Below are 26,908 nucleotides of genomic sequence, written 5' to 3'. Positions count from 1 at the left end.
CTGCTTCCCCTACCGCTCGACCAGCGCGATGTGCTTGTTGTACCAGTTCATCAGCAGCGAAATGCTGATGCTGATGGCCAGGTACACGCTCATGGTGATGGCCATGGTCTCGATGGCCTGGCCGGTCTGGTTGAGCACCGTGCCGGCGAACAGCGAGACCATGTCCGGATAGCCGATGGCGGCGGCCAGCGAGGAGTTCTTCGCCAGGTTCAGGTACTGGCTGGTGAGCGGTGGAATGATCACCCGCAACGCCTGCGGGATGATCACCAGGCGCAGCGTCTGCCCCGGGCGCAGGCCGAGGGAACCGGCAGCTTCGGTCTGGCCATGACTGACCGCCTGGATGCCGGCACGCACCGTTTCGCCGATGAAGGCGGCGGTGTAGACCGACAACGCCAGAACGATCGACACCAGTTCCGGGATCACCACCCAGCCGCCACGGAAGTTGAAGCCCTGCAGCACCGGCACGTCCCAGTGGAACGGCGCACCGGCCACCAGCGACACCAAGCCTGGCAGCACGATCAGTAGCGCCAGGCCACTGACGAACACCGGGAAGGCCTTGCCGGTGGCATGGCGGCGGGCCCTGGCCCACCGCCAGAGCACTGCCCAGCCGACCAGCGCCAGGATCACCGCGACGATGAACGGGCCGAGGCCGTCTGCGGCGATCGGCGCGGGCATCTGCAGGCCGCGGTTGTTGACGAAGAACAGGCCGCCGAAGCTGATGCTCTGCCGCGGGTTCGGCAGCGGGCCGAGCACGGCGAAGTACCAGAAGAAGATCTGCAGCAGCGGCGGGATGTTGCGGAAGGTCTCGATGTACAGGGTCGCCAGCTTGCGGATCAGCCAGTTGGGCGACAGCCGCGCCACGCCGAGGATGAAGCCGAGGATGGTGGCGAAGAAAATGCCCACCACCGTGACCAGCAGCGTGTTCAGCAGGCCGACCATGAACACCCGTCCGTAGGTGTCGCTTTCGCTGTAGTCGATCAGGTGCTGGGAGATGCCGAAGCCGGCGCTGTGGTCGAGGAAGCCGAAGCCGGACTGAATGCCGCGATGGGCGAGGTTGGTCTGGGTATTGTCGAAGAGGAACCAGCCAACCGCCACGACGAAGATGACGGCGAGGATCTGGAATGCCCAGCCGCGCACGACGGGATCGTTGAGCGATATCCCCCGTGGACGCTGGGCCTTGACGGAATTCTGCATGTAAGCCCTCTCGCAAACCCGGCGGCCGGGCACGGGCTACGCCCGCGACCGCCCGCTGGGCTTCACGTCGTTCGAAACAGTCCGGCGCCCAGACTCCGGGCGCCGGAGCGGGTCAGGTCAGCGCACCGGCGGTGCGTACTGCAGACCACCCTTGTTCCACTGGGCGTTGAGGCCACGCTTGATCTTCAGCTCGCTGCCGTCGCCGACGTTGCGGTCGAAGATCTCGCCGTAGTTACCCACTTGCTTGACGATCTGCACTGCCCAGTCCTTGGGCAGCTTGAGGTCCTTGCCGTAGTCACCTTCGGCGCCGAGCAGACGCGCGACGTCCGGGTTCTTGGTGCTCTTGGCCTGTTCCTCGACGTTCTTCGAGTTGATGCCCAGTTCCTCGGCGTTGAGCATTGCGAAGAGCGTCCAGCGGGCGATGTCGAACCATTCCTCATCACCCTGACGCACGGCCGGGCCGAGGGGCTCCTTGGAGATCACTTCGGGCAGCACCACGTAGTCGTCCGGCGCTGCCAGCTTGATGCGCTGGGCGTAGAGCTGCGACTGGTCGGAGGTCAGCACGTCGCAACGGCCGGACTCCAGGGACTTGGCGCTCTCGTCGGAGGTGTCGTAGGTGATGGGGGTGTACTTGAGATTGTTGGAGCGGAAGTAGTCGGACAGGTTGAGCTCGGTGGTGGTGCCGGCCTGGATGCACACGGTGGCGCCGTCGAGTTCCTTGGCGCTGGAAACGCCAAGCTTCTTGTTCACCAGGAAGCCCTGGCCGTCGTAGTAGGTCACGCCGACGAAGTTCAGGCCCATGGCGCTGTCGCGGGAACTGGTCCAGGTGGTGTTGCGCGAAAGAATGTCGATCTCGCCGGACTGCAACGCGGTGAAGCGCTCCTTGGCGGTCAGCGGGCTGTACTTGACCTTGCTGGCGTCGCCGAACACGGCCGCCGCCACGGCGCGGCAGACATCCACGTCGATGCCCTTGTACTGGCCCTTGGCGTCGGCATACGAGAAGCCGGGAAGACCGTCACTGATACCGCACTGCACGTAGCCTTTCTTCTTCACAGCATCCAGGGTCGCGCCGGCATGGGCGAGCCCACTGATGCCGAACACGGCGGCGGTGGTCAGCACTGCCAGGGTGGATTTCACCATCTTCATCGATCTTCTCCGTTGCTTTTTTAGTGTTTTGGAGTCCCGGTTCCACCGCCGTACCCTCGTGAGGCACCAGCAAGACAACAAACGGGATGGAGACCTGAAAGTGAGTCTAGACGGCCTGCGAAAAATCCTTCGCCGAGCCGCGAACACACCTTCGAGCGCGCAGGTCTTGCGCGCTGGAACGGGTCATCAAGGGATCATTGCGTGAAGGCGAAGGCCCGCCGCACCGACTGTTGACCGCAGCCGGCACGACGGGCCCTGAAGCAGCCCAAGGCTTTCGTGGCGCCACTTCCGGTACAGCTTTCCGGATGGGGTCGGTAGAGTGTTACCGGAAGTGGGGCCGCACGGCCTGCCAATAGCGATAGCAAGGGACGTACCAGCCTGGAAACATCCGTGCAAATTCGTGCAGTCAAGTCCCACAAGTTATGGCCATGCGACATCTTCTTGCATCGCCCCTCTGCCCTTTCCCAAGCGCGGCGCCCCTTCCTAGAGCGCCTGCCCCATCCTGGAGCCTCCATGACCCAGCCCCTGATCCTCGAACCCGCCCAAAGCGCCGACTCCTGCGTCATTTGGTTGCACGGCCTGGGCGCCGACCGTTACGACTTCGAGCCGGTAGCACAGATGCTGCAACGCAGCTTCACCTCGACGCGCTTCATCCTTCCGCAAGCGCCGACCCGCCCGGTCACCGTGTTCAACGGCATGCCCGCGCCGAGCTGGTACGACATCCTTGCCATGGCCCCGGCGCGCGCCATCGACGAAGCCCAGCTGGAAGCCTCGGCCGACAGCGTGATCGCGCTGATCCAGGGGCAGATCGACCAGGGCATCGTCGCCAAACGCATCATCCTCGCCGGTTTCTCCCAGGGCGGCGCGGTGGTGCTGCATACCGGCTACCTGCGCTGGGACGGCGAACTGGGCGGGGTCATGGCCCTCTCCACCTATGGCCCGACATTCAGCGAAGGCATAAGCCTGCCGGCTACAAAAAGACAACTGTCCGCGCTTTGCCTGCATGGCACTTTCGATGACGTGGTGCTGCCCGCCATGGGCCGCGCCGCCTACGATTTCCTGCAGGCCAACGAGGTGCCCGCGCAGTGGCGCACCTACCCGATGAGCCACGAAGTGAGCAACGAGGAACTCGGCGATATCGGCGCCTGGCTGCGGGAGCGCCTGTGATCCCCTGACCCTGCGGAGAACAAGAAGAAGCATGAACGCCCCGATCAGCAGCCTGCGTGATGTCGAAGCCCTGGAACAGGTCCCGTTGCAAGACCGCGACCTGCCGCCCAACACCTATGAACTGCTGCGCCGTTCCGCCCGGCAGTTCGGCCCGTCCACCGCCCTGACCTTCCTGCTGCAGGGCTCGGCGGACGAAGAGCCGCTCAAGGTCAGCTACGAGCAGTTGTTCGCCCGCGTCACCCAGGCGGCGAACGCCTTCCATCGCCTCGGCGTGCGGCCGGACACCTCGGTGTCGTTCCTGCTGCCCAACCTGCCGCAGACCCACTACGTGATCTGGGGTGGCGAGGCAGCGGGGATCGTCAACGCGATCAACCCGCTGCTCGACCCCGAACACATCGCCGAACTGGTGCGCGCCGCCAACTCCCGCGTGCTGGTTACCCTGGCACCCTTCCCCGGCACCGACCTCTGGGACAAGGTGGCCGCCCTGCGCGACCACCTGCCCGAGCTCAACGCCATCGTCACCGTCGATATCGCCAACCTGCTGCCCGAGCCACAGCGTTCGGCGATCAGATCAGCGCGCGGTGCCCTGCCGGACGGCGTGCTGGACTTCGACGAACTGCTCGCCCAGTGCCCGGACGATCACCTGGAAAGCGGCCGCGTGATCGCCCCGGACGACGTTGCCTCGTATTTCCACACCGGCGGCACCACCGGCACGCCCAAGCTCGCACCGCACAGCCATTTCAACGAAGTGGCGATGGCCGAGATCATGGGCCTGAATTCCGATTATGACGGCCACGACGTGCTGCTCTGCGGCCTGCCACTGTTCCACGTCAACGGCGTGATGGTCAGCGGCCTGGCACCGTTCATGCGCGGTGGCGAAGTGCTGCTGGCCGGCCCCCAGGGCTACCGCAATCCCACCCTGATCCAGGACTTCTGGAAGCTGGTGGAGCGCTACAAGGTCACCAGCTTCAGCGGCGTGCCGACCATCTATGCCGCCCTGCTGCAGGTACCCAGCGAAGGCCGTGACCTCTCCAGCCTGCGCTTCGCCCTGTGCGGCGCCGCGCCCATGCCGGTGGAGCTGATTCGCCAGTTCGAGGCGAAGACGGGCCTGAAAGTCATCGAAGGCTATGGCATGACCGAAGGCACCTGCGGCACCAGCTGCAACCCGCGCGGCGGTGAACGCAGGCCCGGTTCCATCGGCCTGCGCCTGCCCTACTGCGAGCTGAAATCGGTGATCCTCGACGGTGACGGCCAGTACCTGCGCGACGCCGCCGTGGATGAAATCGGCAACATCTGCCTGCGCGGCCCCACCGTATTCAAGGGCTACCTGCAAGCCAGCAAGAACAAGGACATCTGGGTCGACGGCGACTGGTTCAACACCGGCGACCTGGGCCGCATCGACGCCGACGGCTACATCTGGCTCACCGGCCGCAGCAAGGACCTGATCATCCGTGGCGGCCACAACATCGATCCGCAGATGATCGAGGAAGCCCTGCACCGCCATCCCGCCGTGGCCATGGCCGCCGCCGTGGGCAAACCCTGCCTGAAAGCCGGCGAGCTGCCCGTGGTGTACATCCAGCTCAAACCGGGCATGCGGGCGAGCGAGGCGGAGCTGCTGGAACACGCCGCCCGGCACATTCCCGAGCGCGCGGCGGTCCCCAAGGACGCCTGGCTGCTGGACGCCATCCCGGTCACCGCGGTGGGCAAGACCTTCAAGCCGGCTCTGCGCCTGGATGCCATTCGTCGCGTGCTCGAGGACGAAACCCGGCACCTCGCCCCGCCCCCGCGTGTCGAGGTGATCGCCGATGACCGTCATGGGCAGAAAGCACGTGTCTTCGTTGGCGGCCTCGACCTAGACTCACGCGCCGCACTGGCCGACCGCCTGGGAGGTTATGCCGTGCACGTGGAGCTGCTGGAAAGCTGATGAAACACCCGGCCGACCGCCGGTCGGCCGGGTCTGGCTGCGAATTGCCAGTACTCAAATCTGACTAATACTGATGGCTCAATGTGCGAAGAGGACTACAGGGAGAGTCAGTCGTGCACATCATCAGCCGCCATCCGACTTCCGCTGCGCCATGAAAGCCGCGCAGTGGAACGAGGACATACGCCAACTCCAGCACCTGCGCCTGTTCCAGAATGTGGCCGCGGGTCACCTGCAGCAATTGCTGAAGGATTTCCGCGCCTGTGAACTGGAGCGCGGCGAAATCCTGCTGTCGCCATTCAACCGCAATCACTTCCTCTATATGGTTCTCTCCGGGCACCTGACGGTGTACCTGGGCTCTCTGGACAACCAGCCGGTGAGCACCCTGCATCCGGGCGACTGTGCCGGCGAGATCAGCTTCATCGACAGCGACCACCCTTCGGCCTACGTCGTCGCCAGCGAACCGACCACCGTGCTGCGCCTGCATCGCGAGGCGCTGATCGGCCTGTTCGAGCACTCCCCGCAGGTCATGCAGAACCTCCTCTCGGTACTCTGCGAGCGCGTTCGCGAAGGCAACCGGATCATTCTCGACACCGAGCAGAACGCCAACATCGACACCCTCACCGGGCTGTTCAACCGGCGCTGGCTGGAGCACATCTACGACCGCGAAAGCACGCGCTGCGCGTTCAACGAACAGCCCATGTGCATGCTCATGCTCGATGTCGACCACTTCAAGAACTACAACGACGAACACGGCCACCTGGCTGGCGACTATGCGCTCTGCCTGGTCGCCCACACCCTGCGCAGCCAGTTGCGGCCCAAGGACAGTATGGCGCGCTACGGCGGCGAGGAGTTCGTCATCCTCCTGCCGGAAATCGCCATCGACGAAGCCCGGCGCATCGGCAACCGCCTGCGCCAGAGCCTGGAGCACGTCGCCTCCTTCTATTCGCCCGTCGGCATCCTGCCGGGCGTCACCGTGTCCCTGGGTCTGGCCGAGATGGATATCCAGGAAAACCTGCCGAGCCTGATCCTGCGTGCCGACGGCGCCCTCTACCAGGCCAAGCAGAAGGGCCGCAACTGCCTCTGCGGCTGACCTCCCACCGCACTGGCCCGTCTGTTAGATTCCCCCAGCGAAAACACCAATAACAACAAAGCTGGGAAGCTGACATGCGCAAACTGCTGATCGTCCTGTTCATCCTGCTGGCCGTTGGCCTGGGGATCTTCTTCAACCTGCCGGGCTACATGGACCGGAAGATGAACACCGTGGCCAGCCCGCCGCCCTACCCCGCTTCGCCGCAGGCCCAGGCGCTGCACCAGACGCTGTTCGTCGCCGACCTGCACGACGATGCCCTGCTCTGGGACCGCAACCTGCTCGACCGCCACGACCACGGCCATACCGACCTGCCGCGCCTGCTCGAAGGCCATGTCGGCCTGCAGGTGTTCTCCACCGTCACCAAGACCCCGCGCGGCCTGAACTACGAGAGCAACAGCGCCGACAGCGACAATATCACCCCGCTGGTCATCGCCCAGCGCTGGCCGGCACGCACCTGGAACAGCCTGCTCGAGCGCGCCCTGTACCAGGGCGAACTTCTCGACAAGGCCGCCGCCGACAGCCAGGGCAAGCTCACCCTGATCCGTAGCCGCGACGACCTGACCCGCTACCTCGCTGCCTGGCAGCAGGACCCCAAGCGCGTCGCCGGCGTGCTCGCCACTGAAGGCCTGCACCCGCTGGAAGGCAAGCTGGAGAACATCGACCGCATGTACGACGCGGGTTTCCGCATCATGGGCCTGACCCACTTCTTCGATAACGAAGTCGGCGGCTCCGCCCACGGCCTGAAGAAAGGCGGGCTGACCGAGTTCGGCCGCCAGGTCGTCCCGCGCCTGGAAGAAAAGAAAATGCTGATCGACCTGGCCCACGCCTCGCGTCCGCTGATCGACGACGTGCTGGCCATCGCCAAGCGCCCGCTGATCGTCTCCCACACCGGTGTCGCAGGCACCTGTCCCGGCCCGCGCAACCTGACCGACGCGCACCTGCGCGGCATCGCCAACACCGGCGGGGTCATCGGCATAGGCTATTGGGATGGCGCGGTCTGCGAGACGTCCGTGGAGGCCATCGTCAAGGCGATGCGCTACGCGGCCGATAAAGTAGGTGTCGAGCACGTCGCGCTGGGCTCTGATTTTGACGGCGCGGTGAACGCGCCCTTCGACACCACCGGCCTGGCACAGCTGACCCAGGGCCTGGCGAAGGCCGGTTTCAGCGACCAGGACATCGCCGCAATCATAGGCGGCAACGTCCGCCGGCTGCTGCTGGAGAGCCTTCCGTAAGCCAAGTCAATAGGCAAGATGCCCCTGGCACTTCGCCCTGCGGGCATCTTGCATTACACTGGCGGCCGTTCATTCCTTAACCAACACGAGACAGCCGTGCTTAAAGCACTCAAGAAAATCTTCAGCAAGGGCGACGGCGAGCAACCCGTAGCCACGCCAGCGGCCCCCGCTCCCGCCGCAGAAAAGCCCGCCCAGAGCGGCGAGAAACGCCCGCGCAAACCGCGCAACCCGCGCCCCGAAGGCGACTCCGCCGAGAAACCGGCCCGCGGCCCGAAGAGCGACAAACCCCGCGCCGAGCGTTCCGACAAAGGTGAACGTGGCGAAAAACGCGACCAGGCAGCCAAGGCCGAGCCGGCAAAGACTGAAGGCGCCGACAAGCCCCGCGAGCCCAGGGCCGACCGCCCCCGCCGCGAACGCAAGCCGCGCCCGCCGGTGGTCGACAACTGGAAGCTGGAAGACTTCGTGGTCGAGCCAGCCGAAGGCAAGACCCGTTTCCACGACTTCAACCTCGACCCGCGTCTGATGCACGCCATCCATGACCTGGGCTTCCCCTACTGCACACCGATCCAGGCGCAGGTACTGGGCTTCACCCTGCGCGGCCAGGATGCCATCGGTCGCGCCCAGACCGGCACCGGCAAGACCGCTGCGTTCCTCATTTCGATCATCACCCAGCTGCTGCAGACCCCGCCGCCGAAAGAGCGCTACATGGGCGAGCCCCGCGCGCTGATCATCGCGCCGACCCGCGAGCTGGTGGTGCAGATCGCCAACGACGCGCTCGGCCTGGCCAAGTACACCGGCCTGAACGTGATGAGCTTCGTCGGTGGCATGGACTTCGACAAACAGCTCAAGACCCTGGAATCGCGCTTCTGCGACATCCTGGTCGCTACTCCGGGCCGCCTGCTGGACTTCAACCAGCGCGGCGAAGTGCACCTGGACATGGTCGAGGTGATGGTGCTCGACGAAGCCGACCGCATGCTCGACATGGGCTTCATCCCGCAGGTTCGTCAGATCATCCGCCAGACTCCGTACAAGGGCGAACGCCAGACCCTGCTGTTCTCCGCCACCTTCACCGACGACGTGATGAACCTGGCCAAGCAGTGGACCGTCGACCCGGCCATCGTCGAGATCGAGCCGGAGAACGTCGCCAGCGATACCGTCGAGCAGCACGTCTATGCCGTTGCCGGCAGCGACAAGTACAAGCTGCTGTACAACCTGATCGCGCAGAACGACTGGACCCGCGTGATGGTCTTCGCCAACCGCAAGGACGAGGTGCGCCGCATCGAGGAACGCCTGACCAAGGACGGCATCAGCGCCGCCCAGATGTCCGGCGACGTGCCGCAGCACAAGCGCATCAAGGTCCTGGAAGGCTTCCGCGAGGGCAAGATCCGCGTCCTGGTGGCCACCGACGTCGCCGGCCGCGGCATCCACGTCGACGGCATCAGCCACGTGATCAACTTCACCCTGCCCGAAGACCCGGACGACTACGTGCACCGCATCGGCCGTACCGGCCGCGCCGGCAGCACCGGTACCTCGATCAGCTTCGCCGGCGAGGACGATGCCTTCGCCCTGCCGCCGATCGAGGAGCTGCTGGGCCGCAAGATCAACTGCGAAATGCCGCCCACCGAGCTGCTCAAGCCGGTTCCGCGCAAGCACTGATCGAGTACTGCACCAGCTTTCTGCTCCAAAACAAGGCGAAGCCACCCGGCTTCGCCTTTTTTGTTTCCATCGGCGTTACGTCCGGTGACGCCTCCTCCTCTCCTCTGCTGAAACACACGCCGGTCCCCGCGCCAGAGCCTCGCGTTTTTCCCGCCGGACCCGCTGGGACGACCGTACGGGATTCCCCGCAAACAATGGCACCGCGCCATCCCTGTCACGAAATCAGCCCCGCCCCGGCCATTTCTGCTCAGTTTTATTTACAGACGTAAAAAAATTCGCACGCTTCTTGCAAAGCACGCGAGAACAATTCCAAGAACTCGTCGGAATCCTCCCATGCCCTTGCGCGCCAAACTTGCTCTGAGTTTCCTCTCGGTCGGCCTGATCCCCGTACTGGTGATGGCCATCGTGGTCTATCTCCAGGCCAGCCGAGCCCTCGAAGAACAAAGCCTGAATGCCCTGGAGGCGGTCGCCAGCATCAAGCAGCGGCAGTTGATGGACGCCTGGAAGGCCCGCAACGACCAGCTCAGCAGCCTCGCCACCAACCTGGGCAGCAACTACGCCGGGCTGGACAGCGAATCCCTGGTCACCACCGCCAACTACGACCGCCCGGTGTTCGAGAACTTTATCAAGACCTTCGGCTACCGCGAGCTGCGCCTGGTGGCCGGTGACGGCAAGGTGGTGTTCAGCCTCGGCCGCGGCGTCGACTACCAGCAGAACATCGGTGATCCGCAATGGCGCGACACCGCTTTCGGCAAATTCATCCGCACCGCGCTGGACAGCGGCAAGGCCAGCATCAGCGACCTGGAGCAGGCGCCCAACGACCAGCAGCCGGTGCAATGGCTGGCCGCACCGATCAAGGACAACGGCAAGCTGCAACTGCTGCTGGTGCTGGAACTGCCGCTGGCGGCGATCAACGAAGTGATGCAGAACCGCCAGGGCCTGGGCGAAGCCGGGGAAACCTACCTGGTGGGCGGCGACGGCAGCCTGCGCTCGGATTCGGTGCGCTTCGCTGATCACCACGTGCGCCGCGACAAGGAAAGCCCCGCTCCCATGCCCGGCGAGGCCATCGCCAAAGCCCTGGCCGGTGAACAGGGCCGGCTCACCGAGGCCGGCCTGAGCAACGAACCGGCGCTGAAGTCCTTCGTCCCGCTGAACCTCGACGGCCTGCACTGGGCGCTGGTGGCGGAGATGGATCAGGCCCAGGCCTTCGCCCCGGTGCGCAAGCTGATGTGGCAGATCCTCGTGCTCGGCCTGCTGACCCTGGTGGGGGTGGCCACCGGCACCTGGCTGGTCAGCCGCAGCGTAATGCGCCCGCTGGGCGGTGAACCGGCCAGCATGGCGGCGCTGGCCCAGCGCCTGGCCAGTGGCGAGCTGCGCTTGAGCGATGACGCCAGCGCCAGCAGTGGCCTGATGCAGGCGCTGCGCGAGATGACCAGCGCCTGGCGCCAGGTCGTCGAGCGCCTGCGCCAGGCCAGCGAAGCGGTAGGCGACGCCAGCGGCGACATCCTCGACGCCGCCGGACGCACCAGCAATCACCTCGACCAGCAACAGGAAGCGCTGGAAATGGTGGTCAGTGCCGTCGACCAGATGGCCGCCACCGTGCAGGAAATCGCCGGCAGCGCCAGCCGCAGTGCCGACGGCAGCGCCGCCGCGCGCCAGGCCTTCGTCGCCATGCAGGGCACCCTGCAGCACATGATCGGCCGTCAGGACCAACTGCTGGTCGGCCTGCGCCAGGCTGACGGCGTGGTGCAGACCCTGGCCGGCGAAAGCCAGCAGATCGGCTCCGTGCTGGACGTGATCCGCTCGATCGCCGAACAGACCAACCTGCTCGCCCTCAATGCTGCTATCGAGGCCGCCCGTGCCGGCGAAGCGGGCCGTGGTTTCGCCGTGGTCGCCGACGAGGTACGCAGCCTCGCCCAGCGCACCCGCAGCGCCACCGACGAGATCGTCGCCATCGTCGGCAGCCTGGGCGACTCGTCCGTCCAGGCACAGTCGAGCATGCACGGTGCCAGCGAACAGGCCCACACCCTGGAGCACGACACCCAGGCCGTGCTGGAAGCCCTCGGCGCGCTCGATGAGTCCCTGCAGGGTGTGCACGCCATGGCCTTCCAGATCGCTGCCGCCGCCGAACAGCAGGCCGCGACGACCCAGGAAGTGAACCAGCACATGCACCGCCTGAGCGACATGACCGTGGAAAACCGCAAGACCGCCGCGCACACCCGCGACTGCGGCGAACACCTGCGCCGCGTGGCCGGCAGCCAGGAAGAGCTGGTGGCGCAGTTCAAGCTGTAACGCCCCCTGTAGGAGCGAGCTTGCTCGCGAACCGCGCGGCACCGGAACCTCCGGCAAAATGCGTTCGCGAGCAAGCTCGCTCCTACAGGGGTAGCCCATCCGACCACCCGCGCTTGTCGATAAAGACAATAGAGTCCAGAATGGAAAAATAAATCCACATCTGGAGCTTCGCCATGTCCGCCGCCACGCCCTTCACCCTCAACCAGGCCGACGCCGAACGCCTGCTCGAACAGGTCGATGTGCTCCAGGCCATGCGCGAGATGTTCGTCGAACTGGCCGCTGGCAGCGCCGTGCAGCCCGCGCAGCAACTGGTGGAATTCCCCAACGGCGGCGGCGACTTCATCAACTACCTGGGCGTGCTGGCCTCGCAGAAGGTCTACGGCGTGAAGACCTCGCCGTACATCGTGCGCCAGCCCAAGTCGCTGGTCACCGCGTGGAGCCTGCTGATGTCCATGGAGAGCGGCCAGCCGCTGCTGCTGTGCGACGCCGGCAGCCTGACCACCGCGCGCACCGCTGCCACCACCGCCCTGGCGGTGCAGGAACTGGCCCGCCCGGACGCCAAACGCCTGGCCATCATCGGCAGCGGCCCGGTCGCTCGTGCGCATCTGCGCTACGTCGCCGGCCTGCGTGACTGGCAGAGCATCCGCGTCTACTCGCCGAACCTCAACGCCGGCGTACTGGCGCAGTTCGGTAGCATCGATTGCCGCGCTGAACCCGCTACCAGTGTCGAAGCCGCGGTGGCCGACGCGGATGTGGTGCTGCTGTGCACCTCCTCCGGAACCCCGGTGCTCGACCCGGCGATCCTCAGCAAACCCGCGCTGATCACCTCCATCAGCACCAACGTCGCCCGTGCCCACGAAGTGCCGCCGCAGTCGCTCGCGCAAATGCAGGTGTACTGTGACTACCGCGCCACCACCCCGGCCTCCGCTGGCGAGATGCGCCTGGCTCGCGACGAGCACGGCTGGGACGGCGCCATCAGCGGTGACCTGCCGGAACTGGTCAGCGGCCAGGCGGCCAAGCCGGACTACCAGCGCCACGCCTTCTTCCGCTCCATCGGCCTGGGCCTGGAAGACGTCGCCCTGGCCAATGCGCTCTACCATCTCCAGACCAAGCACGCCTGAGGCGGAGACGAACATGATCGAAGTCGACTTCCTCATCATCGGCGGCGGTATCGCCGGCGCCTCCACCGGCTACTTCCTCTCCCGCCAAGGCAAGGTCGCCGTGCTGGAGCGCGAGTCCCACGCCGGCTACCACTCCACCGGTCGCTCGGCGGCGCTCTACACCGTCGCCTACGGCACACCGCAGGTCCGAGCCCTGACCGCCGCCAGCCGTGCCTTCTTCGACAATCCGCCGGAAGGCTTCGTCGAACACCCGATCCTCACCCCGCGCGGCGAGATGACCGTGGACTTCGAAGGCAACCCGGAAGAGCTCCAGCGTCAGTACCAGAGTGCCCGCGACAGCGTGCCGGAAATGCGCCTGCTGGATGCCGACGAAGCCTGCGCCATCGTCCCCGTGCTGCGCCGCGAGAAAGTCCACGGCGCAATGCTCGACCCCAGCGCCGCCGACATTGACACCGACGGCCTGCTGCAAGGCTACCTGCGCGGCATACGCCGCAATGGCGGCAGCGTGCAACTGGACAGCGAAGCACTGGAAATCAGCCGCATCGATGGTGCCTGGGAAGTGCGCTGCGCGCAGCAGACCTACCGCGCCCCCGTACTGGTCAACGCTGCTGGCAGTTGGTCCGACAAGATCGCCGAGCTGGCCGGTGCCGCCCCACTGGGCCTGGTCCCCAAGCGCCGCGCTGCCTTCCTGTTCAGCCCGCCGGAGGGCGTGGACAGCCACGCCTGGCCGGTGCTGGTGAGCCTGGACGAATCCTTCTACTTCAAGCCCGATGCCGGCATGCTGCTCGGCTCGCCGGCCAACGCCGACCCGGTGGAACCCCACGACGTGCAGCCCGAAGAGCTGGATATCGCAATGGGCATCTACCAGATCGAGGAACACACCACCCTCAGCATCCGCCGTCCGAGCCACACCTGGGCCGGCCTGCGCTCGTTCTTCGCCGACGGCGACCTGGTATCCGGCTACGACCCGGCCACGCCGGGCCTCTATTGGGTCGCCGGCCAGGGCGGCTACGGCATCCAGACCTCGGCAGCGATGGGTGAAGCCAGCGCCGCGCTGATCCGCCATGCAGCGCTGCCCGAGCACCTGACTCGCCACGGCCTGACTGCCGAGATGCTCTCCCCGGCACGCCTGCTGGCCAAGTGAGCCGCCGCCCGTGACAGCCCGCGGGCGCTTGCGGCACACTCGCCAGCGCCCGCTCCATCGCCCGTCTCATCGCCCCGAGAGCCTTGCCCATGACCGCTGCTGATCCGCTGGACAACTACAAGGCCATCGCCGATGCCATCGCCGCGCTGTTCTTCCCCCACGCCGAAGTGGTCATCCACGACCTGCGTAACCAGCGCGTGGCCTACCTGGCGAACAACATTTCCAAGCGCGAGATCGGCGATGATTCCGCGCTGGAGGACATGCTCGAAGGCGGCAGTGAGGAGCGCAACATCGGCCCCTACGAGAAGCTCAACTGGGATGGCCAGAAGATTCGCTCCATCAGCAGCGTGCTGCGCGATGCCAGGGGCGAGCCGCTGGCGGTGCTGTGCATCAACCTCAACATCACGCTGTTCGAGACCGCCAAGGCGGCGCTGGACCTGTTCCTCTCCTCCAGCAAGGTCATCCCGCAGCCGGACGCGCTGTTCCGCGACGACTGGCAGGAGCGCATCAATACCTTCCTGCATGGTTGGCTGCAGCAGCGCCAGCTGAGCCTGTCCACCCTCAGCCGCGACCACAAGCGCGAACTGGTCCTGGCCCTGCACGCCGAAGGTGCATTCAAGGGCAAGAGCGCGGCGAACTATGTGGCCAACGTGCTGAACATGGGCCGGGCGACGGTGTACAAGCACCTGAAGGAGTTGAAGGAGGAGGTGTGAGCCGACTTCTTCGCGCGCTTTTCGCTCCGGTTCGCGAGCAAGCTCGCTCCTACAGTCTTGCGTAATGCGCGGTGCGCTCTTCGTAGGAGCGAGCTTGCTCGCGAACCTCACTTTGGCTTTTAAAAATCTTCCAGAGAAACGTCCGCACGCGCCGAATGCCCCGTTCAGGAGGCATCGTTGAAGCGGAGTTTCAGTGGTTGAGCGACATGGATGTCGCGAGAGCGGCGATGGGCCAGGGATGGCCCTTCGCCGCGGGCCCCTGAAACTTCGCTTCAGCGAGGGTATTTTTCGCCCCAAGCGAAAAACCGGATGTCCGGGGCAAGACTTTTTGGTTCCTTTTGTGGCGTTTGACAAAAGGGACTCGCCCGAGGGGCGAAACAAGAAATCTCCGAACACGCCGAAGCGGCGCGAAACACCATCCCCGGCAAGAGCCAGTGTGCGGGACAGCATGGGTATCGCTTCACTCCACCCATCCTACGAAAGCGGGTCTGAAGCGGCGGCAGAGTGAGGTTCGCGAGCAAACTCGCTCCTACGAAAAGCAAGAAGGCCGCCCGAAGGCGGCCTTTTCCAGGACTCGACGAAAAGATCAGTCCCCGTAGATATCGCTCTTGAAGTACTTGCCTTCGATTTCCTTGTACTTGCCATTGGCACGCAGCGCGTCGATGGCGGCGTTGAGTTGGCCGACCAGTTCGGTGTTGCCCTTGCGCACCGCGATGCCGGCGCCTTCGCCGAAGTATTTCGGGTCCTTGAATTCCGGACCGATGAAGGCGAAGCCCTTGCCGCGCGGGGTTTCCAGGAAGCCGATCTCCAGCGGGATGGAGTCTGCGAAAGTACCGTCCAGGCGACCGGCCAGCAGATCCAGGTAGATCTCGTCCTGGCTGGTGTAGCGCACCACGTTGGCGCCGGCCTTGCCGAGTACCTCGGTGGCGAAGCGGTCAGCAGTGGAGCCGCGCTGCACGCCGATGTTCTTGCCCTTGAGCTGGCTGAACTGCTCGTCCAGCTGCGAGCCTTCCTTCATCACCAGGCGGCCTGGGGTGAAGTAGTACTTGTGGGTGAAGTCCACCGAATGCTTGCGCTCCTCGGTGATGGTGATCGAGGACAGCGCGGCATCGATCTTGCGCACCTTCAGCGAGGGAATCAGGCCATCGTATTCCTGCTCGACCCACTGGCACTTGCGCTTCATTTCTTCACACAGCGCATTGCCGATGTCGTAGTCGAAGCCGGCGATGCCGCCTTCGGGAGTCTTGTAGGCGAAGGGCGGGTATGCCGCTTCGATGCCGATGCGCAGCGGCTTGTCGTCGGCATGGGAGAGGGTGGCGAAAGCGGCCAGCATCAGGCCGCCCAGCAGGGCTTTGCGATTCATCGATGAACTCCGTGGCATGTTCGGTGGCAGGGCCGGGCGGCCGGCCGCTGCGTCTTGGCAGAGAAGTATCGGCATCTTGTGATTCGTCCAGGGGCGCAACGTGACACGTCGCAGCGGCATTGCCTTGCCCTGACCCAGGCGACCAGCTTGTTATCGTTCGTCCACGCGCGCTGGCGCGTAAACTTAAAATCCAATCTGGACTAAAAAGTACACAACGTCAATCGTCCTGCGACCGCACAGCGCACTCCCCTTTGCGCACCACTCGCTACTCCTTCGGAGGAATGTCGCGCGCCAGGCTCCCGCCTTAGTCTGGAAGCGTTCTGAAGCGATCCGAGGAGGATTCGAAACGATTCTTTCGCATGATTTACCGTAGCTTCCACGGTTATACCTTAGGCAAATGCCCGAAGCCCCCGCGATACGCTCATGTCGCAGGGGCTTTTCTTTTGTCCGGCGAAAAGATACAGAAACGGCGGATGACCACATCGTCATCCGCCGTTTCTGCGAGATAGGCAGGCAAGGCAAAAGGCGGGCAAGGTGCCCGCCGAGGGAGGTTGGCTTCAGCCGCCGCTGAGGTTCATGAAGCGCAGCACCTGCACATCGCCGACGCTGAACTCATGGCGGGCAGGCTTGCGTTGCAGGGCGCTACGGAGGGCTTCCAGGATCGGTTCGTCATGCACAGGGTGACGACGCAGGAGACCGCGCAGATCCAGGGAGTTCTCATGGCCCAGACACAGCAGCAGGCGCCCTTCGGCAGTCAGGCGCAGGCGATTGCAGGTCGAGCAGAAATTATGCGAGTGCGGCGAGATGAAGCCGATGCGCGTATTCGGATGTTGCGCCAGGCGCACGTAGCGCGCCGGGCCACCGCTGTGTTCGGCACTGTCGAGCAGTTCGTGACGCTCGGCAATCAGTGCGCGGACTTCGTCGCTGGAGCAGAAGCTTTCTTCGCGCTCACGTCCCACCTGGCCCAGGGGCATTTCTTCGATGAAGCTGATGTCCAGCCCATGGGCGATGGCATAGTCCACCAACGCTGGGACCTCGTCGGCATTGCGGCCTTTCATCACCACGCAGTTGAGCTTGATGTGCTCGAAACCGGCATTCTGCGCGGCGTCGATACCGCGCAGTACCTGTTCCAGGCGCCCGGTGCGGGTGATAGCGGCAAAACGCTCGGCATCGAGGGTGTCGAGACTGATGTTCAGGCGTGTCAGACCGGCGGCGCGCAGATCACCAGCCAACCGAACCAGCTGGGAGCCGTTGCTGGTCATGCACAGTTCACGCAACCCTGGCAGTGCGGCAAGGCGCTCGCAGAGATGGACGATGCCGGGGCGCACCAGCGGCTCGCCGCCGGTGAGGCGCAGCTTCTTGACCCCGCGCTCGACGAAGAGGCGCGCCACCCTTTCGATCTCTTCCAGGGTGAGCACCTGCTGGCGCGGCAGGAAGCGCATGTTCTCCGACATGCAGTAGACGCAGCGGAAATCGCAGCGATCGGTTACGGACAAGCGCAGATAGTCGATCTTGCGACCCTGGCCGTCGATCCATTCGGACATGGTGTTCACTCCGGCCGGCCTTCGTCATCCACGACGAGGGCCGATATTCATGGCCGTTTCCGAAGCCCCTCTCTCCTCCGGGGGAGGAATCGGGAGAGAGGGGTCCGGAACCGGTTCACTGCACCAGCGGCGACTCTGCGCTATCGAAGAGAAAGCCCTCAATCTTCGCCTCGCCGGCCAGCACGCTGATGTACTGGCTGACTGCGCGCTGCAGCACCTGGGCGCGCAAGTAGGCGGCGATGCGCGGGCGCGCCTCGGCAAACTCCAGTGGCTCGCCACCATCGCGCTCGATCAGCTCGACCACGTGCAGGCCGTAGCGACTCTCCAGCGGATGAGCGAGCAGGCCGGGTTGTTGTTGCAGCAGGCGTTTCTCGAACTCGGGGACGGTCTGCCCCGGCTCGATCCAGCCCAGATCACCGCCGTCGTCCTTGGATGGGCAATCGGAGAAGCGCATGGCTTTCTCGGCGAAACGCTCGGGATGTGCACGCAGTTCGGCGAGCAGTTCCTCGGCCTGTTCGCGGGCCTTGGCGCGGCCTTCCAGGTCGTCCGGCGCGCAACCCAGCAACACGTGGCGCAGGCGCATGCGCCAGGGCGCAGTCAGGCGGCTGGGGTTGGCTTCGTACCATTGGCGGCAGCTGGCTTCGTCAGCTTCGGGCACGCCGACCTCACGGTCGATCAGGGCGCGGATGCGCGCCTCTTCCGGGGCCTCGCCCTCCTCCGCGTCGGCCACAAGCCCCAGCGCGTCGGCGCGTTGCACCAGCAACTGGCGCACGACCAGCGCACGGCAGGCGGAGTACAGCGCCTCGGCGTGGCTGGAAGCGGGATGGTATTGCAGCTCGCGGGCCAGCTCGTCCTCGGCGATGGCGACGCCGTTGACTTCGATCTTCGGCAGCTCGACGTGTTCGACCTTGGCTTCGTAGTGGGAGCAACTCATTTTCGCTTACCTCCGGATGGCGGATAACGCCGGTGGCGTTATGCACCCTACGGGTTCGAGGTTTGGTAGGGCGAATAACGCGCGAGCGTTATCCGCCGCTTCTTCACGCTGCGCGACGCTTGGTACGGACCACCTGGTAGCGGCGGCCGAAGTACCACACAGGGGCGCTGACGATGTGCACCAGGCGGGTGAAGGGGAACAGCACGAAGAGGGTCAGGCCGAGGGTCACGTGCAGCTTGTAGACCAACGATACCGGCGCGATCGCTTCGGCAGCGGCCATCGGTTGGAAAGTGACGATGGACTGCGCCCAGTTGGCGAGCATGACCATCACCGAACCATCCAGGTGATGGGTCGACGCGACGATGGTGGACAGGCCGAGGATCAGTTGGGCATAGAGCACCAGCAGGATCATCAGGTCCGACGCGTTGCCGGTGGCGCGCACGCGTTCGTTGGTCAGGCGGCGCAGGATCAGTCCGGTCAGGCCGATGAAGCAGAGGATGCCGAAGAAACCGCCGGAGACCATTGCCAGCAGTTGCTTCTGCTCGGTGCTGATCAGGTGCTCGTAGACGGCATGCGGGGTCAGCAGGCCGACGAAGTGGCCGGCGAGGATGAACAGCACACCGATGTGGAACAGGTTGCTGTAGACCCGCATACCCTTCTTGCTCAGCATCTGGCTGGAGCCGGCTTTCCAGGTGTATTGCGACAGGTCGAAGCGCGCCCAGCTGCCGATCAGGCAGATGGCAAGCGCAACGTAGGGATAGATCCCGAACGCTAGAAGATCGAGGGACATGTTCAGACTCCTTATCTGGTCGCCCGGTACTGCATCTGCGGCACCGGCTGGGCGACCCACTGCATGGGTTGTTCTGCGGCGGAGGAAATCCGCCGGGCGCTGGTAGACGGGCAACCAACGGCGGGCTCGGTAAAGCTCACCGGGGTTTCCTCCCAGGCCTTGTCAATGGCTTCCAGGCTGTCGTCGCGCACTTCCTGCTCGCGGTCGCGCTTGAGCGCACCAAGGTCCGGCTGCTCGCCGGACAACGACAGCAGGCTGTGGAATACCGCGGCATAGCTGCTACCACGCTCTTCCAGGCGCAAGGCGATCAGCGCGAGGATGTGCGCGACTTCGGCCAGGCCGGTGCGAGCCGCCTCGGCGTCCTGCAGAGCGAGGAACTCCAGGTACAGCGGCAGGTAGTCCGGCAGCTCGTTGACGTCGATGACCAGGCCCGCCTGGGTATAGCGGTCCATCAGGTCGACCATCGCCTGGCCACGGTCACGACTTTCGCCGTGCACGTGTTCGAAGAGCAGCAGCGAGACCGAGCGACCGCGCTCGAACAGGCCGTCGTAACGAGCCTGCACGTCGAGGATGTCGCCCTTGCAGAGCTCGTTGAGCAGTACGGCAAGACCGTCGCGCTGCGCCTCAGGGAGGTCGCAGGTGCGAATCAGTGCGTGCAGCGCCAGGCTTTCCTCGCGCAGTTCGACGCGAGGGTAGTCGAGCATCAGCGCGCTGAGCTTGAGCAGTTGGCTGTGACTTTCCATTGAGATGGGCATGGTCGTCACTCCTGTATCTGCACGGTCTGGATGACGTTGCGCTTGTCCGTTGCCTTGCCGCCGAAGAGGTTGACGCCGGAGTTGCTGGAGCAACCATTGCCAAAGCTGAAGCCGCAGCCCGAACGTTCGGCAAAGGCATCCGACAGCGCTTCCTCGCGGTGCGCGCTGGGGATGACGAAGCGATCTTCGTAGTTGGCAATTGCCAGGTAGCGATACATCTCTTCCACCTGGTTCACGGTGAGACCGACCTTGGCGAGCACGTCCAGGTCCTGCTTGCCTTCCACATGCTCGGAGCGCTTGTAGGCGCGCATCGCCAGCAGGCGCTTGAGGGCCAGCAGCACCGGAGCGGTATCGCCAGCGGTCAGCAGGTTGGCCAGGTACTGCACGGGGATGCGCAGGGACTCGACATCCGGGATCACCCCATCGCTACCGATATGGCCTTCCGATGCGGCGTTCTGGATCGGCGACAGCGGCGGCACGTACCACACCATCGGCAGCGTGCGGTATTCCGGGTGCAGCGGCAGGGCCAGTTTCCAGTCCATGGCCAGCTTGTACACCGGGGACTTCTGCGCGGACTCGATGACGCTGTCCGGGACGCCATCCTTGCGAGCCTGCTCGATCACTTTCGGGTCGAACGGGTCGAGGAAGATTTCCAGTTGCTTCTGGTACAGCTCGCGCTCGTTCTCGCAGGTAGCCACTTCGTGGATGCGGTCGGCGTCATACAGCAGCACGCCGAGGTAGCGGATGCGGCCTACGCAGGTTTCCGAGCAGACGGTCGGCTGACCGGCCTCGATGCGCGGGTAGCAGAAGATGCACTTCTCGGATTTGCCACTCTTCCAGTTGAAGTAGATCTTCTTGTACGGGCAGCCACTGATGCACATGCGCCAGCCGCGGCACTTGTCCTGGTCAATGAGGACGATGCCGTCTTCCTCGCGCTTGTAGATCGCGCCGCTCGGGCACGACGCCACGCACGCCGGGTTCAGGCAATGCTCACACAGGCGCGGCAGGTACATCATGAAGGTGTTTTCGTACTCACCGTAGATGTCCGCCTGGATCTTGTCGAAGTTCTTGTCCTTGCGGCGCTTGGCGAACTCGGTGCCGAGGATTTCCTCCCAGTTCGGGCCCCACTCGATCTTGTCCATGCGCTGGCCGGAGACCAGCGAACGCGGGCGGGCGACCGGCTGGTGCTGGGCCTTGGGCGCGGTGTGCAGGTGCTGGTAGTCGAAGTCGAAGGGCTCGTAGTAGTCATCGATTTCCGGCAGGTCCGGGTTGGCGAAGATGTTCGCCAGCACGCGGAACTTGCCACCGATGCGCGGAACGATGGAGCCGTCGGCGTTACGCTTCCAGCCGCCCTTCCACTTCTCCTGGTTTTCCCACTCTTTCGGGTAACCGATGCCGGGCTTGGTTTCGACGTTGTTGAACCAGGCGTATTCGACGCCTTCACGACTGGTCCAGACGTTCTTGCAGGTGATGGAGCAGGTGTGGCAACCGATGCATTTGTCGAGGTTCAGCACCATGCCGACTTGCGAACGAATTTTCATGGCAGTAATCCTCAAATATCCTGGGGCAACGGTTGCGGCAGAGCGTCACCGCCCAGTCCGCCGTGCTCCGGCTCGTCGAGCCAGTCGACCTTGTTCATCTTGCGCACCACGACGAATTCGTCGCGGTTGCAGCCGACGGTGCCGTAGTAGTTGAAGCCCCAGGCCTGCTGGGCGTAGCCACCGATCATGTGGGTTGGCTTGAGCACCACGCGGGTCACCGAGTTGTGGTGACCGCCGCGGGTTCCGGTGGTCTCGCTGCCCGGCAGGTTCACGATGCGTTCCTGGGCGTGGTACATCATCACCATGCCGTCCTTCACACGCTGGCTGACCACCGCGCGGCAAGTTGCAGCGCCGTTGGCGTTGAAGACCTCGACCCAGTCGTTGTCCTCGATGCCGGCGCGTTTCGCGTCGTTCTCGCTCATCCAGATGATCGGGCCACCACGCGACAGGGTGAGCATCAGCAAGTTGTCGCTGTAGGTGGAGTGGATGCCCCACTTCTGGTGCGGGGTGATCCAGTTGAGGGTGATCTCGGTGTGGCCGTTGGGCTTCTTGTTGAACAGCTTGTCGGTGCTGCGGGTGTTGACCGGCGGCCGGTAGCTGACGAAGCCCTCGCCGAAGGCCTGCATCCAGGGGTGATCCTGGTAGAACTGCTGGCGACCGGTAAGGGTTCGCCACGGGATCATCTCGTGAACGTTGGTGTAGCCGGCGTTATAGCTCACGTGTTCATCTTCCAGACCCGACCAGGTGGGGCTGGAAATGATCTTGCGCGGCTGCGCCTGGACGTCGCGGAAGCGGATCTTCTCTTCTTCCTTGGGCAGCGCCAGGTGAGCATGTTCGCGACCGGTGAACTTCGACAGCGCTTCCCAGGCCTTCACTGCGACCTGGCCGTTGGTTTCCGGCGCCAGGGCGAGGATCACCTCGGCGGCGTCGATGGCGCTCTCAATGCGCGGACGACCTTCGCTGACACCCGGCTCGGTCACGCGATGGTTCAGCTCGCCGAGCAGCTTGATTTCCTTGTCGGTGTTCCAGCCGATGCCCTTGCCGCCGTTGCCCAGCTTGTCCAGCAGTGGGCCGAGGGAGGTGAACTTCTTGTAGGTGTTCGGGTAATCACGCTCGACCACGTGCAGGGTCGGCATGCTGCGGCCGGGAACCGGTTCGCACTCGCCTTTCTTCCAGTCGCTGCCGCCGAAGGGCTGCGCGAGCTCGTTGGCGGTGTCGTGCAACAGCGGTACGGTGACCAGGTCCTTCTCCACACCCAGGTGGCCGATGGAGACCTCGGAGAACTTCTTGGCGATCGCCTTGTAGATCTCCCAGTCGCTCTTGGCTTCCCAGGCAGGGTCGGTGGCGGCCGACAGCGGGTGGATGAAGGGGTGCATGTCGGAGGTGTTGAGGTCGTCCTTCTCGTACCAGGTCGCGGTCGGCAGGACGATGTCCGAATACATGCAGGTGGAGGACATGCGGAAGTCCAGGGTAGTAACCAGGTCCAGCTTGCCTTCGGCACCCTGGTCGACCCAATCCACTTCGCCCGGGCACGGACCACCTTCCTTGCCAAGGTCGTCGTTCATCACGCCGTTCTTCGCGCCCAGCAGGTACTTGAGCATGTACTCGTGGCCCTTGCCCGAGGAACCGAGCAGGTTGGAGCGCCAGATGAACATGTTGCGCGGGAAGTTCTGCGGATCATCCGGTTGCTCGCTGGCCACGCGCAGGTTGCCGGCCTTGAGCTCGCGCACCACGTAGTCCTGCACCGGGATGCCAGCGCGCTCGGCGTCGGCAGCGATGTGCAGCGGGTTGCGATTGAGCTGCGGGGCGGACGGCAGCCAGCCCATGCGCTCGGCACGGATGTTGTAGTCCAGCGCGTGCTCGGGGAACTGCTTGGTGTCGGCCAGCGGCGAGAGAACCTCGTGCATCGAGATCTTCTCGTGACGCCACTGCGAACTGTGCAGGTAGAAGAAGGAGGTGCCGTTCATCTGCCGCGGCGGGCGGCTCCAGTCGGTGCCGAACGCCAGCGGGACCCAGCCGGTCTGCGGGCGGAGTTTTTCCTGGCCCACGTAGTGTGCCCAGCCGCCACCGCTCTGGCCGATACAGCCGCACATCATCAGCATGTTGATGACCGCGCGGTAGTTCATGTCCATGTGGTACCAGTGGTTCATCGCGGCGCCGATGATGACCATGGCCTTGCCATGGGTCTTGTCGGCGCTGTCGGCAAACTCGCGTGCCACCTGGATGGCGCGGGCAGCCGGTACACCGGTGATGCGTGCCTGCCAGGCCGGGGTGTAGGGCACGTCGGCGTCAGTGTAGGAAGCAGCGACGTTGCGGCCACCCAGGCCACGATCGACGCTGTAGTTGGCCATCTGCAGGTCGTACACGGTGGCGACGCGCAGGGTCTGGCCGTCGGCACCGAACACTTCACGGAAGGGTACGCGGCGCACCAGCACCTCGTCGTTGTCCACGCCCTTGAAGTGAGGGTGTTCTTGGCCGGCGAAGTACGGGAAGCCGACGTCACAGGCGTTTTCCGCACCGTTGATCAGGGTCAGGGCCAGGCGAGTGTCGCGCTTCGCGCCGCCTTCCTTCTCCTCGATATTCCATTTGCCCGACTCGCCCCAGCGGTAGCCGATGGTGCCAGTGGGAGAAACCAGTTCGCCGGAGATTTCGTCCAGGCCGATGGTCTTCCACTCGGGGTTGTTGTCCTGGCCGAGATTGTTCGCCAGGTCCGCCGCGCGCAGGTAGCGGGTCGGCTTGAGCACACCTTCGGTATGCGGCTCGAGCAGCACCAGCATTGGCATGTCGGTGTACTGGCGGCAATAGTCGACGAAGTAGGCGCTGGGCTTCTCGAGGTGGAATTCCTTGAGGATGACGTGACCGAAGGCCATGCCCAGTGCGGCGTCAGTGCCCTGCTTGGGATTGAGCCAGAGGTCAGTGAGCTTGGCCACTTCCGAGTAGTCCGGAGTGACGGCCACGGTCTTGGTGCCCTTGTAGCGGACTTCGGTGAAGAAGTGCGCGTCGGGGGTGCGGGTCTGCGGAACGTTGGAACCCCAGGCGATGATGTAGCTGGAGTTGTACCAGTCGGCCGATTCCGGCACGTCGGTCTGCTCGCCCCAGATTTGTGGCGATGCGGGAGGAAGGTCGCAGTACCAGTCATAGAAGCTCAGGCACACGCCGCCGATCAGCGACAGATAACGGGCGCCGGCTGCGTAGCTGACCATGGACATGGCCGGGATCGGCGAGAAGCCGATCACCCGGTCCGGACCGTAGGTCTTGGCGGTATAGACGTTGGCGGCGGCGATGATTTCGGTGACTTCGCTCCAGCTGGAACGGATGAAACCACCCAGGCCGCGTTCGCTCTTGTAGCTTTTGGCCTTGGCCGAGTCTTCGACGATGCTGGCCCAGGCGTCCACCGGATCGTTGTGCGTCGCACGGGCTTCACGCCAGAGCTTGAGCAGCGGCTTGCGCACCTTGGGATACTTCAGGCGGTTGGCGCTGTACATGTACCAGGAGTAGCTGGCGCCACGGGGGCAGCCGCGCGGCTCGTGGTTGGGCAGATCAGGACGGGTACGCGGATAGTCGGTCTGCTGGGTCTCCCAGGTGATCAGGCCGTTCTTCACGTAGATTTTCCAGGAGCACGATCCTGTGCAGTTCACCCCGTGGGTGGAGCGCACGATCTTGTCGTGCTGCCAGCGCTGCCGATAACTGTTTTCCCAGGCACGGCTTTCGTTGCTGACTTCGCCATGACCATCGGCGAATTCACCTTGCTTCTTCTTGAAGAATTGCAGGCGGTCGAGTAGGTAACTCATCTGTATCTCCTCACCCGGTCTGCGCCGGGCGTTCAAACTCAAATCAGGACTTGCAAATCAGGTCGGCGAACAACGCAGCGCGTTATTCGCCGAAGGGGGGGGTCAGCAAGGGCTCTCTGCGCCCTTGCGGGCGTACCACCACCAGGTGGCGACGATGCAGCTCAGGTAGTACGCGACGAACAGGTACAGGGCGCCCTCGGCGCTGCCGGTCATGGCCAGCGAGGTGCCGAAAGCCTTGGGAATGAAGAAGCCGCCGTAGGCGCCGATGGCGGCGGAGAAGCCGATTACCGCGGCGGACTCCATGCTCGCGCCCTTGGCTGCCTGGGCTTCGCTGAAGCCACCGCGTTTCAGGCGTGCGGCCCACTCGTTGCGGAAGATCACCGGGATCATCCGGAAGGTGCTGCCGTTGCCGATGCCAGCGAAGAAGAACAGCGCGATGAATGAGCCAAGGAAACCGAAGAAGCTGCCGGCCCCGTTGGCGCCAGGCAGGAAGCTGATCACTGCGAATACGCCGGCGATCATTGCTCCGTAGTTCCACAAAGTGATGCGCGCGCCGCCGAACTTGTCGGCCAGCCAGCCGCCGAGCGGCCGGCTCAGGGCACCTACCAGCGGGCCGAGGAAGGCGTACTGCAGCGGGTTGATGTCCGGGAACTGGGTCTTGCTGAGCATGGCGAAGCCAGCGGAGAAGCCGATGAACGAGCCGAAGGTGGCCACGTACAGCCAGCACATCAGCCAGTTGTGCTTACGCTTGAAGATCACTGATTGCTCGCGGAACGAGGCCTTGGCGTCGGCGATGTCGTTCATGCCGAACCAGGCGGCGACGGACACCACGGCAATGAACGGCACCCAGATCCAGCCAGCGTTCTGCAGGAACAGGCGACCGCCGTCCGACAGTTGCTGCGGCTCGCCACCAAAGGCGCCGAAGATGCCGCCAGCCACAGCCAGGGGCACGGCGAACTGCATCACCGAGACACCCAGGTTACCCAGGCCGGCGTTCAGGCCCAGGGCAGTGCCCTGCTGGCTCTTCGGGTAGAAGAAGCTGATGTTGGACATGCTGGAAGCGAAGTTGCCGCCACCGAAGCCGCACAGCAGCGCGATGGTCGCGAACACCCAGTACGGGGTGTTCGGGTCTTGCACGGCGAAGCCCAGCCAGATGCAGGGGATCAGCATCGATGCAGTGGACAGGGCGGTCCAGCGGCGGCCGCCGAACACCGGCACCATGAAGGAGTAGAACACTCGCAGGGTGGCGCCGGAAATCGACGGCAGCGCGGCGAGCAGGAACAGTTGGTCGTTGCTGAAGTTGAAACCGGCGGCGTTCAGGCGCACGGTTACGGTGCTCCAGATCATCCACACGGAGAAGGCCAGCAGCAGCGCGGGGATCGAGATCCACAGGTTGCGCGCAGCGATACGCTTGCCGGTGTGCGCCCAGAACTCGGGGTCCTCGGGGCGCCAGTCGACCAGTAACGGGCCTCTGGCGGCTTTCAGTTGGGGGTTGGCGATCATGCCCATGA

The 26,908-nt window shown here is 64.5% G+C and carries 19 protein-coding genes; 9 read left to right on the top strand and 10 right to left on the bottom strand.

Annotated elements, in window-relative coordinates; all coding sequences use genetic code 11:
* Positions 1-9: 9 nt before the first annotated feature.
* Positions 10-1,194: an amino acid ABC transporter permease gene (locus L6D89_RS09215; protein ID WP_236174232.1), complete on the bottom strand. Its 1,185-nt coding sequence runs from the start codon at positions 1,192-1,194 to the stop codon at positions 10-12.
* Positions 1,195-1,311: 117 nt separating this feature from the next.
* Positions 1,312-2,340, bottom strand: coding sequence for an amino acid ABC transporter substrate-binding protein (locus L6D89_RS09210; RefSeq protein WP_236174233.1), 1,029 nt, complete (start codon positions 2,338-2,340; stop codon positions 1,312-1,314).
* Positions 2,341-2,853: 513 nt separating this feature from the next.
* On the opposite strand from L6D89_RS09210, the gene L6D89_RS09205 reads away from it, so the two are divergent.
* From L6D89_RS09205 to L6D89_RS09165, 9 genes are all read left to right on the top strand, one after another.
* On the top strand, positions 2,854-3,507 hold the full coding sequence (locus tag L6D89_RS09205) for an alpha/beta hydrolase (protein WP_236199443.1): 654 nt from the start codon (positions 2,854-2,856) through the stop codon (positions 3,505-3,507).
* Between the two features lie 31 nt (positions 3,508-3,538).
* The gene (locus L6D89_RS09200) at positions 3,539-5,431 is read left to right on the top strand and encodes an acyl-CoA synthetase (RefSeq protein WP_236174235.1); all 1,893 of its coding nucleotides are present in this window, start codon (positions 3,539-3,541) and stop codon (positions 5,429-5,431) included.
* A gap of 151 nt (positions 5,432-5,582) precedes the next feature.
* Positions 5,583-6,521, top strand: coding sequence for a GGDEF domain-containing protein (locus L6D89_RS09195; RefSeq protein WP_236174236.1), 939 nt, complete (start codon positions 5,583-5,585; stop codon positions 6,519-6,521).
* A 74-nt stretch (positions 6,522-6,595) separates the two neighbouring features.
* Complete coding sequence (locus L6D89_RS09190) at positions 6,596-7,753, top strand: dipeptidase (RefSeq protein WP_236199442.1); 1,158 nt, start codon at positions 6,596-6,598, stop codon at positions 7,751-7,753.
* A gap of 96 nt (positions 7,754-7,849) precedes the next feature.
* On the top strand, positions 7,850-9,409 hold the full coding sequence (rhlB, locus tag L6D89_RS09185; protein WP_236199441.1) for an ATP-dependent RNA helicase RhlB: 1,560 nt from the start codon (positions 7,850-7,852) through the stop codon (positions 9,407-9,409).
* Between the two features lie 333 nt (positions 9,410-9,742).
* Positions 9,743-11,701, top strand: coding sequence for a methyl-accepting chemotaxis protein (locus tag L6D89_RS09180; protein WP_236199440.1), 1,959 nt, complete (start codon positions 9,743-9,745; stop codon positions 11,699-11,701).
* Positions 11,702-11,874: 173 nt separating this feature from the next.
* Positions 11,875-12,822, top strand: a complete 948-nt coding sequence (locus L6D89_RS09175) for an ornithine cyclodeaminase family protein (protein ID WP_236199439.1) — start codon at positions 11,875-11,877, stop codon at positions 12,820-12,822.
* A gap of 13 nt (positions 12,823-12,835) precedes the next feature.
* Positions 12,836-13,966 (top strand): NAD(P)/FAD-dependent oxidoreductase, encoded by a 1,131-nt coding sequence (locus L6D89_RS09170; RefSeq protein ID WP_236199438.1) that lies wholly within the window; start codon positions 12,836-12,838, stop codon positions 13,964-13,966.
* Between the two features lie 89 nt (positions 13,967-14,055).
* Positions 14,056-14,679: a helix-turn-helix transcriptional regulator gene (locus tag L6D89_RS09165; protein ID WP_236199437.1), complete on the top strand. Its 624-nt coding sequence runs from the start codon at positions 14,056-14,058 to the stop codon at positions 14,677-14,679.
* Positions 14,680-15,265: 586 nt separating this feature from the next.
* Here the strand turns inward: L6D89_RS09165 and L6D89_RS09160 are convergent.
* The 8 genes from L6D89_RS09160 to L6D89_RS09125 form a co-directional block, all read right to left on the bottom strand.
* Positions 15,266-16,060, bottom strand: a complete 795-nt coding sequence (locus tag L6D89_RS09160; RefSeq protein ID WP_236174264.1) for an ABC transporter substrate-binding protein — start codon at positions 16,058-16,060, stop codon at positions 15,266-15,268.
* A gap of 539 nt (positions 16,061-16,599) precedes the next feature.
* Positions 16,600-17,586, bottom strand: coding sequence for a GTP 3',8-cyclase MoaA (moaA, locus tag L6D89_RS09155; RefSeq protein WP_236174243.1), 987 nt, complete (start codon positions 17,584-17,586; stop codon positions 16,600-16,602).
* 115 nt (positions 17,587-17,701) lie between these two features.
* Positions 17,702-18,520, bottom strand: coding sequence for a peptidylprolyl isomerase (locus L6D89_RS09150; protein ID WP_236174244.1), 819 nt, complete (start codon positions 18,518-18,520; stop codon positions 17,702-17,704).
* 103 nt (positions 18,521-18,623) lie between these two features.
* A complete protein-coding gene (gene narI, locus L6D89_RS09145; RefSeq protein WP_236174245.1) occupies positions 18,624-19,310 on the bottom strand; it encodes a respiratory nitrate reductase subunit gamma in 687 nt (228 codons plus the stop codon).
* Positions 19,311-19,321: 11 nt separating this feature from the next.
* Positions 19,322-20,053 carry a nitrate reductase molybdenum cofactor assembly chaperone gene (gene narJ / locus L6D89_RS09140; RefSeq protein ID WP_236174265.1) on the bottom strand — a complete coding sequence of 244 codons (732 nt, stop codon included), beginning with the start codon at positions 20,051-20,053 and terminating at the stop codon, positions 19,322-19,324.
* Positions 20,054-20,070: 17 nt separating this feature from the next.
* The gene (gene narH / locus L6D89_RS09135) at positions 20,071-21,606 is read right to left on the bottom strand and encodes a nitrate reductase subunit beta (protein ID WP_236174246.1); all 1,536 of its coding nucleotides are present in this window, start codon (positions 21,604-21,606) and stop codon (positions 20,071-20,073) included.
* Positions 21,607-21,617: 11 nt separating this feature from the next.
* Positions 21,618-25,397 carry a nitrate reductase subunit alpha gene (locus tag L6D89_RS09130; RefSeq protein ID WP_236199436.1) on the bottom strand — a complete coding sequence of 1,260 codons (3,780 nt, stop codon included), beginning with the start codon at positions 25,395-25,397 and terminating at the stop codon, positions 21,618-21,620.
* A gap of 102 nt (positions 25,398-25,499) precedes the next feature.
* Complete coding sequence (locus L6D89_RS09125; RefSeq protein ID WP_236199435.1) at positions 25,500-26,906, bottom strand: NarK family nitrate/nitrite MFS transporter; 1,407 nt, start codon at positions 26,904-26,906, stop codon at positions 25,500-25,502.
* Positions 26,907-26,908 lie beyond the last annotated feature (2 nt).

Origin of the sequence: Pseudomonas pseudonitroreducens, from assembly GCF_021603645.1 — a bacterium.
GTDB lineage: Bacteria > Pseudomonadota > Gammaproteobacteria > Pseudomonadales > Pseudomonadaceae > Pseudomonas > Pseudomonas pseudonitroreducens.
The sequence above is the reverse complement of the archived record's forward strand: the minus strand, read 5'-3'. Positions and strand labels throughout refer to the sequence as shown.

Bases quoted from the DNA above. Each gene is read 5' to 3' on its own strand.
- L6D89_RS09215 (WP_236174232.1), bottom strand. From the start codon at position 1,194: ATGCAGAATTCCGTCAAGGCCCAGCGTCCACGGGGGATATCGCTCAAC.
- L6D89_RS09210 (WP_236174233.1), bottom strand. From the start codon at position 2,340: ATGAAGATGGTGAAATCCACCCTGGCAGTGCTGACCACCGCCGCCGTG.
- L6D89_RS09205 (WP_236199443.1), top strand. From the start codon at position 2,854: ATGACCCAGCCCCTGATCCTCGAACCCGCCCAAAGCGCCGACTCCTGC.
- L6D89_RS09200 (WP_236174235.1), top strand. From the start codon at position 3,539: ATGAACGCCCCGATCAGCAGCCTGCGTGATGTCGAAGCCCTGGAACAG.
- L6D89_RS09195 (WP_236174236.1), top strand. From the start codon at position 5,583: ATGAAAGCCGCGCAGTGGAACGAGGACATACGCCAACTCCAGCACCTG.
- L6D89_RS09190 (WP_236199442.1), top strand. From the start codon at position 6,596: ATGCGCAAACTGCTGATCGTCCTGTTCATCCTGCTGGCCGTTGGCCTG.
- L6D89_RS09180 (WP_236199440.1), top strand. From the start codon at position 9,743: ATGCCCTTGCGCGCCAAACTTGCTCTGAGTTTCCTCTCGGTCGGCCTG.
- L6D89_RS09175 (WP_236199439.1), top strand. From the start codon at position 11,875: ATGTCCGCCGCCACGCCCTTCACCCTCAACCAGGCCGACGCCGAACGC.
- L6D89_RS09170 (WP_236199438.1), top strand. From the start codon at position 12,836: ATGATCGAAGTCGACTTCCTCATCATCGGCGGCGGTATCGCCGGCGCC.
- L6D89_RS09165 (WP_236199437.1), top strand. From the start codon at position 14,056: ATGACCGCTGCTGATCCGCTGGACAACTACAAGGCCATCGCCGATGCC.
- L6D89_RS09160 (WP_236174264.1), bottom strand. From the start codon at position 16,060: ATGCCACGGAGTTCATCGATGAATCGCAAAGCCCTGCTGGGCGGCCTG.
- moaA (WP_236174243.1), bottom strand. From the start codon at position 17,586: ATGTCCGAATGGATCGACGGCCAGGGTCGCAAGATCGACTATCTGCGC.
- L6D89_RS09150 (WP_236174244.1), bottom strand. From the start codon at position 18,520: ATGAGTTGCTCCCACTACGAAGCCAAGGTCGAACACGTCGAGCTGCCG.
- narI (WP_236174245.1), bottom strand. From the start codon at position 19,310: ATGTCCCTCGATCTTCTAGCGTTCGGGATCTATCCCTACGTTGCGCTT.
- narJ (WP_236174265.1), bottom strand. From the start codon at position 20,053: ATGGAAAGTCACAGCCAACTGCTCAAGCTCAGCGCGCTGATGCTCGAC.
- narH (WP_236174246.1), bottom strand. From the start codon at position 21,606: ATGAAAATTCGTTCGCAAGTCGGCATGGTGCTGAACCTCGACAAATGC.
- L6D89_RS09130 (WP_236199436.1), bottom strand. From the start codon at position 25,397: ATGAGTTACCTACTCGACCGCCTGCAATTCTTCAAGAAGAAGCAAGGT.
- L6D89_RS09125 (WP_236199435.1), bottom strand. From the start codon at position 26,906: ATGGGCATGATCGCCAACCCCCAACTGAAAGCCGCCAGAGGCCCGTTA.